The sequence below is a fragment of the Cohnella panacarvi Gsoil 349 genome, assembly GCF_000515335.1.
Classification (GTDB): domain Bacteria; phylum Bacillota; class Bacilli; order Paenibacillales; family Paenibacillaceae; genus Cohnella; species Cohnella panacarvi.
Genome location: NZ_KI911563.1, coordinates 2867415 through 2876835, shown reverse-complemented (window position 1 = coordinate 2876835; position 9421 = coordinate 2867415). Strand labels below are relative to the sequence as shown.

Here is a 9421-nt window from a genome sequence, read left to right as displayed (position 1 = left end):
CAAGATGAGATTTCCCAATTCGTAAGACCCCTTGAAGAACACGAGGTTGATAGGCTCGGGGTGGAAGCGCGGCAACGCGTGGAGCTGACGAGTACTAATCGGTCGAGGGCTTATCCTAATGACACGGATGGCCAAGATGTTTCAAACTTTCACCAACGCTTTGGTCGTATCGCCATAACAGGCTTTACGGTTCGAGCCAGCTAAAGCTGCTCGATTTCGCATCCAGTTTTCAAGGCGCAAACCTTGAACCACATGACTTCTGGTCTGGTGGCGATGGCGGAGGGGTTCCACGCGTTCCCATCCCGAACACGACCGTTAAGACCTCCAGCGCCGATGGTACTTGGACCGCAGGGTCCTGGGAGAGTAGGACGTTGCCAGGCCGGATGCATGCCCGAGCAGTCGACGAAGTCGACGGCCAGGGTTAGCTCATGAACAGAAAAAGCACTCCTCGCGGAGTGCTTTTTTGTGTTATGCTACACATTATAGGTCGCCTTTGGATATCTTTAACTTGTCACCTGGCGCGAGCACTTTGCCCCTCTGTCCTCGCGACTCGAGCTGCAAGACGAACGAATGCGCGTCTTGCTCGATGACGGGAAACGAGTTATAGTGCACGGGGATGACGAGTTTCGCGCCATACCACCCGGCAGCCTGGATTGCGTCGTCGGGTCCCATAGTGTAATGGTCTCCGATCGGCAAGAACGCGATATCGATCTGATGACGGTCCCCGATCAATTTCATGTCGGAGAATAAGGCGGTATCGCCGGAATGAAGAATCGTCAGTCCTTCCGTCTGAATTATGAAGCCGGCCGGTACGCCTCCATAGAGAACGGTGCCATCCTCTAACGTAATTCCCGAGCTGTGCAGCGCTTGTACCATTTTGGCCTTCGCGAAGCCAAGGTCGATCGTGCCTCCCAAGTTCATGCCGATCGTCTTCAATCCTTTACCGGAGAAGAAATCCGCTAGCTCGACCACGGCGACGATCTGAGCGTCGTTCGCCTTGGCAATCGTAGGAGCGTCGAGAATATGATCCATATGCGCGTGCGTTAACAGGATGTATTGTGCCTGAATGTCTTCCGGCTTCGTTACCGCGATGGGGTTTCCCCTTAAGAAAGGATCGATAACGATTGACTTGTCTTCCGTAACGATCTGTACGCATGAATGACCGTGATAGATCAATTCCATCATTACTCCTCCTAACATATCGATAAATGGTTGTGTAACTGCTTACATGAATTGTACCATGTTTAATCTTTCTTTCCGAATATACGGTGTTGTGACAATTGTCACGACTAAAATTCAGCCAGGTATGATACCTTAACCACAAGCCGAATAGAGGTGGTCGTATGGAACTCGAGCCGCTGCACAAAGTCGAACAGCTGGCATTAAAGAAGCATGGTCTCTTCAAGCAAAGTATAATCCGATATATATCTCGTTCTATGCTGGCCAGCATGTTCATCGGATTCGGGGTTATCGTCGCGTTCAAGACGGGTAACTACTTTTACCTAGAACATTCGCCGTTCACTTACCCGATGGCTGCCATCACGTTCGGCGCCGCGATTATACTGATCGTATATGGAGGCGGAGATTTATTCACCGGCGACACGTTCTACTACACCTATGCCGCTCTGAGAAAGAAGCTGCGCTGGAGGGATACCGTCAAGCTATGGATCACGAGCTATGCGGGCAATATTCTCGGAGCAGCCGCATTCGCGTCTCTCATCTATACGACGGGGTTATTCGATGACTCCTCCGTGAACGGGTTCTTGCTGAGCGTAGTCGATAAGAAGATGCATACGCCGGCAATGGAGTTGTTCTTCCGAGCAATCTTATGTAACTGGTTAGTCTGTTTGGCATTTTTCATACCGATGAACTTCAAGGAAGATGGCGCCAAGATGTTCGCCATGATGTTGTTCGTATTCTGTTTCTTCATCTCGGGTTACGAGCATAGTATCGCCAATATGTGTACGTTCGCCATCGCCCTCGTGCTCAATCATCCGGGCACGATCTCGATTGACGGCGTTATTCATAATCTCGTTCCAGTGACCCTCGGCAATTTAATCGGCGGAGGCGTATTCATGGGATATATGTATTACTTCGTTAACAAGCCTTATATGACGGATAACTCCAAAGAAGGGTGATTGCGTATGAAAAAAACGAAAATCGTAGTAATCGGATCGGGAGCGGTAGGAGCGACAACGGCTTACACGCTTATGATTAGGAACAGGACGGACGAACTCGTATTAATCGATGCGAATCATTCCAAAGCCGCTGGCGATGCGCTGGACATAAACCATGGCATTCCTTTTCTCGGTACAACGAAACTATGGGCGGGTACATACGAGGATTGCAAGGACGCCGACATTATCGTCATTACCGCAGGCGCCGCGCAACGGGAGGGCGAACCGCGAACGGAACTGTTGAAGAGAAATGCCATGATTATGGACAGCATACTAACCGAAGTCGTGAAATACAATACCGATGGCATATTACTACTTGCCTCAAACCCTGTCGACGTGATGAGCTACTTCGCTTGGAGCAAAACAGGCTGGCCGGTTAACCGCGTCATCGGGTCGGGAACGCTGCTCGACAGCGCTAGGTTCAGATACTTGATCGGCAACCATCTGAATATTGATCCGCGTAGCGTGCATGCTCATATCATAGGCGAGCATGGCGATTCGGAGCTCCCCGTATGGAGCTTGGCGAACGTGGCGGGAATACCGCTTGAGATCGAGGAAGAACACAAAGAGGATATTTTCTCCAACACGGTTAATGCCGCGTATAAAATTATCAGCGCCAAAGGGGCGACTTACTATGCTATCGCGCTGGCGCTCGATCGAATCTGTACAGCGATTCTAAAAGACGAAGGCGCGGTGCTGAACGTGTCAACGTTACTTAACGACTATCATGGCATAAGCGACGTATACCTTGGTGTACCGTGTATCGTCGATCGGAGCGGCGTAAGAAATGTGTTGAGACTTGATCTATCCAAGGATGAGTTAGCGCTGCTTAAACGATCTGCGGATAAGCTGAAAGAATTGAACGCTACGGTCAGCCGTTGATCGCATTTCCGAATGACACAAACCCCTGTAACGATTCATGTTACAGGGGTTTGTTTGATAATAATGGGTCAAGAAGATACGGATTGTAGTAGATGAATGGCCAACTCCGGCATTTGCAGGCGAATATTTTCCCCATAAGGCGTTTCGCCAAAGGTGAGGTGACGGATCCATTCTTCGCGGGCCATCTCGCGATCACCGACCTGAAGGCAGCATAAGCCAATTCGATAGTGAATATCGTGGTGATCGGCATCGTCGAAAGTCCTGGCTTGCCGATAGTCGCTAATGGCTGCATCCCACTGACCAAGCGACTCATAGACCCATGCGCGGTTATAATAGGTCGTCGCATTCTCCTGAAGGGTAAGAGCTTGATTCAAATCCTTAATGGCCAGCTCCGGCTGATGGCATTCATAATAGAGCACTGCGCGGTTGGTCAAAGCTTCCGTAAAATCCGGATTGCTCGCAAGTGCGCGCGAGAATGCCAACTGTGCTTCGTCCACGTTCCCATCAGCCATCTCGATCAATCCGAGCGTGCACAGTAACTCCGCGTTAGCTTCGTCAATCCGCAATCCATGAAGCACATCTCTGCGCGCATCTTCCAGTCGGTCAGACTCATAGAACAACGTCGCGCGGTTCAATAGGCCGTCCCGATGATCCGGATCGAGCTCGAGTAAGTAGTTGTAGTCTCGCATGGCCAGATCGATCTCGCCAAGTCGTTTCAGAACGCCTGCCCGATTGTAGTAGACTTCCGGGAACGGCGGGCTGTACTTCATGGCTTGATCGTAGTCTCTAATCGATTCCTCCAGATGACCTCGATGACTGTTATAGCTTCCGCGGTCGAAGTAATATTCCGCATAATGAGGGTCGAGGCGGATCACGTCGTTCATACGATCAACTGCAGCGTCCCAATCTTTCTTGGCAGCCAGCAACTGGGCCTGATTGTGGAGTAGTACGGAGCGATGCAGCAGTTGTTCGTTCGCCTCAAGCGTTCGGTTCAGCAATTCCCACCCTTCGGTTACGAGTTCAAGCGCGCCATCCAGATTACCGAGATGCATCTCGATTAACGCCAGGCCGTTCTGATTAAACACGGTATGGAAGCTCCGACGCTTCTTGTTTTCGATTTGGTCGGCGAAAGCGATGGCTCGTTCAATATAGGATTTGGCGAGTTCGTGATTGCTTACCTCAAAATAGCGGGTGTTGAGCATGGCCAACCCGTAATAGCATCGCATATGAATCTCTATCTCGTTAGTGTTCGCGAGCGTGGCCTCGTATAGCGCCATCCCTTCCTTCGGATGATCCAGCGCCGCATAGGAGGTTGTCATGCGATTCACCAGAAGCCAGCGATTCTTGATGCCTTGATTCCAATCGGTAAGTTCCCAGCCTCTCTTGCCCAAATCGATAAGCGCTTCATAGAAACCCATTATGCTGCAATACTCGACGGCATCGATAATGGATTCAAGCGCGAGGGACGGGTTTGATCCATTCTCCAAGTGATAGGGAATGGCGCCAATGCGAAGAGACTGTTGGTCCATTCCGCTAAGCAACTCGGCCCTGCTGTCGTGGCGAGCCCTGCGCTCTTCATCTGTCAGCGAAGCATATGCCTGTTGCATAAGCTCGGAATCGGACGTGCATTCCGTCTCGAAGTAAGCCGCTAACAATTGTTCGCGGGATTCTTCAACGCAGTTAAGCGAGACGGGATCCGTTGATAAGGACGAGGCGGCGATCCGCAGGGCGTAGGCTTCGAGCTTTCCGCACAATTCGTCATCCTGCAGCTCGGGCGATGAACTGACAATAACTTTTATCTTGGAAGGATTCGCGCGGCGCAATAATACGGGCAAGAGTTCCGCATCAAGCGAGCCGCAAGCGTGAGCGTTCTCCACGATCAGCGTTAACGGACCTTCGAGTTCCGCCAATTGCAGCAGGAAGTCGGTCAAGCCGTGAGCTAGGCGCAGCGTGCGTAAAGCAGAGTAGAAGCGGGTGCGTTCCTGCGGCGATGCGAGCGACGTTAATGTTTCATAGCTAGCGGGAACATGAAATTCAAGCTCCGGGGCTATGGTCAATATCTCCATACTGTGCAAGCGCAGAAGTTCCTGATGGTTCTCGCCCAATATAGGGACAATCTGTTGCAACCATTCGTTGGCTGCCGTATAGGGGCCTCTGCGACGTTGATGGCCATCCGCCCAAAATGTCCTTCCAGACCCAAGCATAGAAGCATATTGAGATTGCCTTCCTTTTCGTTCGGTAGAAACTAACCAGATGTGCGCGTCGTTATCGTTCCTAATCATCATTCAAACCCCCATTTCGCTTTAAACGTTTGCCGCACGCTTGGATGCCCTGCGGCGTCTAATTTCTTGTCCGTATATGTACGCAGCGATCCCGAATTGAATCAAGGTGAGCGACAGGAAGACTATCGAATCCCAGAAGCGTTCGCCTGTTCCGTAGAATAATTGGCGGAAGACATTGCTCATTAAGTCCTGCAACACCGGGAAAATGAGAAACAACATAAACACCATGAATATCCATCCCCCGGCATAGATGAACGCGTACCACTTGGCGACCTGCCGATCTCGATCCGTGAATTCCGACATATCGATTTTCTTATCGCCGGCTCGGATGATGGTCAACCAGATATTGCGAAGCCATGCGCGAGATGTCTTCTGCAAATTTTTGCAACCTAAATAATTGACGATTACGAAATAAATATCGGTCTGCAAGTAGAAATAAAATTGCCAGGCAAATTGAAGGATCGTCGAATAGGCCAGCGCGGTGAAAAAAGAAGCCCAAATCGCGCTGCCTTCGCTACGAAGCAGCCATCCTGCAATGAGGATACAGAAGGAGTAGAAGAGTGCATCCCCGAGCATCCCCGATAGAAAGGGCAAGTATCTGCGATTTTTCGGCACTCCCCAAATGCCGGGCATGGAGCTTTCGAAGACAATGAAATACATTCTACGACCGACGCTTAGCTTGGAGGGTAGTCCCAAACGGCGCCCGGCCGCCAGATGCATCCCTTCGTGGATGAGCACCGAGGGAAGTTGGCCTACAAAAAGCCCGATCATAACGACCGTTGAATAACTCGAAAAATAAAGCTGCTCTCTAGCCGGCTGAAGAGACGGCTCGGATATCATCATCCATGCGGCTCCGGCGAGGATAAGCAGATACACTGCATACGCCTGCGGCATGAACAGACGCCGCCCCCAAGTTTGTCCTTTAATGAACGGAGGCACCTCGGCATCGGCCTCTTGCGTCTGCTCTTTAATAAACGAAAGCTCCCGCAATGTATCTATGAAATCTTCTATATCCAACTGATCGTTGTAGGTGCGCTCGTACCACTCGCAAACCTCCGAAACGGTCTTGCCTTCTTGAAGTCTCCGAACGATCTCCGCTCCTTCCTCGGGAAATACGGCAAACGTATCGGTTCCATAACGACCTATGCTAACGCCTTCATCCTCCTCGAGAAAGGTCAAAGGATGCAGGACGAGTATGCGGTCATTGTCCATTGACGATCCTCCTGTACGCATCAGCAGGTGCTGGGCATATAGAATGGAAGAAACGAGGCGGAAGACCGCCCCATTCCTTCCATCTAAGAACTACTTAATCTGAATGTCGCACGAATCCGGAACATACAGACCCAAAGCCTTACGCGTCAGCTTAACGGCTTCGGTTTTGGCAACGGTAATCTTTTTCATTAAATATACCTCCCATCTTATCCATTCGGTTGCACGCCTAATGGCTAACAACGATCTAATCTTATATTTAACCCATCTAGTAGAAAAAGAGACTAAATAATCATTTTATATAAATTTTTACATTTTTTCGTCCATAAAAAATCCCCTGCAAGTAAACCATGGCGTGTTTGTTCACACCGTTTACTCGCTAGGGGATAAGAGTTAAGCGTTACGTTGCTATTGATGATAATACGATACTTCATCGGAGGCGAGTCGAATGATGCCGGCGCCCTTCTCACGTCTTAACGAGATCAGCAGCCGGAACCTCGGCGTTAGCAGCCACAGGTGCCAGTATAACATCGCGATCACGAGCGAAGCATGCGCCCACGGATAGAACAACCCGGTCACGCAGCAGCCCACAAGCATGAGGTGAAAGTGAAGCCTGCGGAACAGGGAAAGGCGGGTATCGAGAATCGGCAACGGTCCGATCCAAGGCCAATCTCGCCGTATCGTCCATCTTCTCTCCGAGAATTTATCGACGCGTCGCAGCGTGAACCGCAGCACTACCGCATGGACGAGCATCATCAGGATAGCCGCTATGACCGACAAGAGTAGTCCAAGCAGGCCATACACGCCGAATAACGCCGCCGGGACGAGCAAAGCGGTAGCCATGTAACTATATTTCCTCTCGGGTCTAAGCGAGATTCTTCGGATAAGCTTATAATGATAGAAAGTAGCATCGGTCTTCGCAGCGTTCGTAGGCGAATTCAAGCCATGAGCCTCCTTGCCGTGCAACATGACAGCTTCTGTAACCTTAGTATCGGTCTATCGCGGATTGAATGTTAGGGTTTAACCGATTCTCCGCTATGAATGCGTATTTTTTCATAGACTTAGGGGAAGACTGTAAGGCATCACTAGAAAAGGCAGGGGTGTGTTATGGAAGAGAGCACGCGAAAAACATGCATCGTCTGCGGGGAGCCGAAGGAAGAAGGCATTACGATCGTAACGGAATTCATCTGTAACTCTTGCGAATCGACGATAGTCCGGACGAACGTGGAAGACGATAAGTATCCGTTCTTCGTTAAGCAAATGCGGCAATTATGGGTTAAGTTTCATGCATGATCGAACGTACGGAAGCGTTAGCGCCTTAGAATGGCGTTGACGCTTCTTTTATTGCGGCTCCCTAGTTGATACAATGGAAAAATGGTAAATAATGAGGAGTAACCATCATGCCTATAGATCAGCGTCAAGCGCCGTTATACGAAGCTTTGGCCGCGCACGCCGGACTTCGCGCGCATTCTTTTCACGTGCCGGGACACAAGCAACAAGAGGAAAGTTACGATCCGGGGTCCGCGGCGTTCTATCGCGCGCTGCTGCCGCTCGACGTGACGGAGCTCGCGGATACGGACGATCTTCATCATCCGCAAGGGCCTTTGGCCGAGGCGCAGCGGCTGGCCGCGCAATGCTTCGGTGCGGAGGAGACAAGCTTCCTCGTCGGGGGGAGCACGTCGGGGAATATGGCGATGATCCTCGGAACCGGCAGTCCGGGAGATCTCTATATCGTTCAACGCAACGTACATAAGTCGATCGTTCATGGCCTTATGCTGGCGGGAGCACGAGCCGTTATGCTCGCACCGCAGCTCGATTCCTTGTCAGGACTCGCCGTAATCCCTCCGGAGAGCAGTATCGAGACTGCATTGCAGCGTTATCCGGAAGCGAGAGGCCTCATCTTATCTACGCCCAATTATTATGGAATGGTGTCGTCCCTTGATCGGATCGTTCGGCTCGCGCACGAGCGGGGCGTTCCGGTCTTAATCGATGAAGCGCACGGGGCTCACTTTGGCTTTCATCCGGCGTTTCCCGAATCCGCGCTGCGTGCGGGTGCAGACGTCGTCGTTCAATCGACGCACAAGATGCTGTCGGCTATGACGATGGGGGCGATGCTGCATATGCAGGGCGACATTGTCGATCGCGAGGCGATTAAGCAGGCGCTGCGAATGGTGCAAAGCTCGAGCCCGTCATTCCCGATCCTTGCCTCGCTCGATTTAGCGCGCCGGCAGCTTCATACAAGCGGTGCGGCAGCTTTCGAACCGGCGCTTGAGGCGGTGCATGTCGTTGCGGATAGACTGGAAGAGACGCCGTTCCGCGCTGTCGGTAACGGCGGCTTCGCCAGCGACTCGCTCCGGTACGATCCGTTGAAGCTTGTATTGTTCGATCAGGACGGCAAGCTAAGCGGTTCGGAGCTTCAGGGCGAGCTCGCCAAGCGAAATTGCATGGCCGAGATGGCCGACGACCGTTATACGGTGCTGGCGTTCGGCCCCGGGAATCGCAAGACGGACGGAGAGGCGCTGCTGGAAGCGCTGCGCGATATCTCGAATCGGATAAGAGACTTGAAGCCGATGCCGACAAGGCAAACTTCGGGGGAGACGGGCGAGACACAACCTGCGAGCGGTGTTCCGCAGCCGGTTACGTTTCGTCGCGGACGACTGTCGGCCAAGTCGGTTCGACTCGAGGCTAGCGAAGGTCTTATTGCGGGGGAATGGGTGATTCCTTATCCGCCGGGCATTCCCGTTCTCTACCCCGGCGAGACGATCACGAAGAATACGATTATCGAGCTCCTAAGATGGCGTTCGAGCGGCGCGCAGATTCAAGGAGCGCTCGATGCCGCCTTGGAGCATATCGTCGTGCAAGGAGAGTAAG

Annotated in this window: 8 protein-coding genes, 1 rRNA gene and 1 other annotated feature; of the genes, 5 read left to right on the top strand and 4 right to left on the bottom strand. The window is 51.8% G+C overall.

Translation table 11 applies throughout. The features are described from left to right. The first annotated feature begins 22 nt into the window (after positions 1 to 22). Positions 23 to 106 (top strand) — a sequence feature (23S ribosomal RNA rRNA prediction is too short). A 157-nt stretch (positions 107 to 263) separates the two neighbouring features. After that, a 5S ribosomal RNA gene (rrf, locus tag COHPA_RS0113810) occupies positions 264 to 380 on the top strand. Positions 381 to 480: 100 nt separating this feature from the next. Here the strand turns inward: rrf and COHPA_RS0113805 are convergent. Then, positions 481 to 1185: a metal-dependent hydrolase gene (locus COHPA_RS0113805; protein WP_084760691.1), complete on the bottom strand. Its 705-nt coding sequence runs from the start codon at positions 1183 to 1185 to the stop codon at positions 481 to 483. A gap of 158 nt (positions 1186 to 1343) precedes the next feature. Here COHPA_RS0113805 and COHPA_RS0113800 point away from each other — a divergent pair, with 158 nt between their 5' ends. Together COHPA_RS0113800 and COHPA_RS0113795 are read left to right on the top strand one after the other, a co-directional pair. Continuing rightward, positions 1344 to 2138, top strand: coding sequence for a formate/nitrite transporter family protein (locus COHPA_RS0113800; RefSeq protein ID WP_027086747.1), 795 nt, complete (start codon positions 1344 to 1346; stop codon positions 2136 to 2138). 6 nt (positions 2139 to 2144) lie between these two features. Next, positions 2145 to 3059, top strand: coding sequence for an L-lactate dehydrogenase (locus COHPA_RS0113795; protein ID WP_027086746.1), 915 nt, complete (start codon positions 2145 to 2147; stop codon positions 3057 to 3059). 68 nt (positions 3060 to 3127) lie between these two features. Here COHPA_RS0113795 and COHPA_RS0113790 read toward each other — a convergent pair whose 3' ends face one another. From COHPA_RS0113790 to COHPA_RS0113775, 3 genes are all read right to left on the bottom strand, one after another. Continuing rightward, on the bottom strand, positions 3128 to 5125 hold the full coding sequence (locus COHPA_RS0113790) for a tetratricopeptide repeat protein (RefSeq protein WP_027086745.1): 1998 nt from the start codon (positions 5123 to 5125) through the stop codon (positions 3128 to 3130). A 237-nt stretch (positions 5126 to 5362) separates the two neighbouring features. After that, positions 5363 to 6553: a PqqD family protein gene (locus COHPA_RS0113785; protein WP_027086744.1), complete on the bottom strand. Its 1191-nt coding sequence runs from the start codon at positions 6551 to 6553 to the stop codon at positions 5363 to 5365. A gap of 405 nt (positions 6554 to 6958) precedes the next feature. Then, positions 6959 to 7492, bottom strand: a complete 534-nt coding sequence (locus tag COHPA_RS0113775; protein ID WP_027086743.1) for a hypothetical protein — start codon at positions 7490 to 7492, stop codon at positions 6959 to 6961. Positions 7493 to 7657: 165 nt separating this feature from the next. Here COHPA_RS0113775 and COHPA_RS0113770 point away from each other — a divergent pair, with 165 nt between their 5' ends. Then, positions 7658 to 7843 (top strand): sigma factor G inhibitor Gin, encoded by a 186-nt coding sequence (locus COHPA_RS0113770; protein ID WP_027086742.1) that lies wholly within the window; start codon positions 7658 to 7660, stop codon positions 7841 to 7843. A gap of 107 nt (positions 7844 to 7950) precedes the next feature. Continuing rightward, positions 7951 to 9420 (top strand): aminotransferase class I/II-fold pyridoxal phosphate-dependent enzyme, encoded by a 1470-nt coding sequence (locus COHPA_RS0113765; RefSeq protein ID WP_027086741.1) that lies wholly within the window; start codon positions 7951 to 7953, stop codon positions 9418 to 9420. Position 9421: the final 1 nt, after the last annotated feature.

What these genes read in the sequence shown, in the direction of transcription:
- COHPA_RS0113805 (WP_084760691.1), bottom strand. Translation starts at nt 1,185, where the DNA reads ATGATGGAATTGATCTATCACGGTCATTCATGCGTACAGATCGTTACG.
- COHPA_RS0113800 (WP_027086747.1), top strand. Translation starts at nt 1,344, where the DNA reads ATGGAACTCGAGCCGCTGCACAAAGTCGAACAGCTGGCATTAAAGAAG.
- COHPA_RS0113795 (WP_027086746.1), top strand. Translation starts at nt 2,145, where the DNA reads ATGAAAAAAACGAAAATCGTAGTAATCGGATCGGGAGCGGTAGGAGCG.
- COHPA_RS0113790 (WP_027086745.1), bottom strand. Translation starts at nt 5,125, where the DNA reads ATGGAGATATTGACCATAGCCCCGGAGCTTGAATTTCATGTTCCCGCT.
- COHPA_RS0113785 (WP_027086744.1), bottom strand. Translation starts at nt 6,553, where the DNA reads ATGGACAATGACCGCATACTCGTCCTGCATCCTTTGACCTTTCTCGAG.
- COHPA_RS0113770 (WP_027086742.1), top strand. Translation starts at nt 7,658, where the DNA reads ATGGAAGAGAGCACGCGAAAAACATGCATCGTCTGCGGGGAGCCGAAG.
- COHPA_RS0113765 (WP_027086741.1), top strand. Translation starts at nt 7,951, where the DNA reads ATGCCTATAGATCAGCGTCAAGCGCCGTTATACGAAGCTTTGGCCGCG.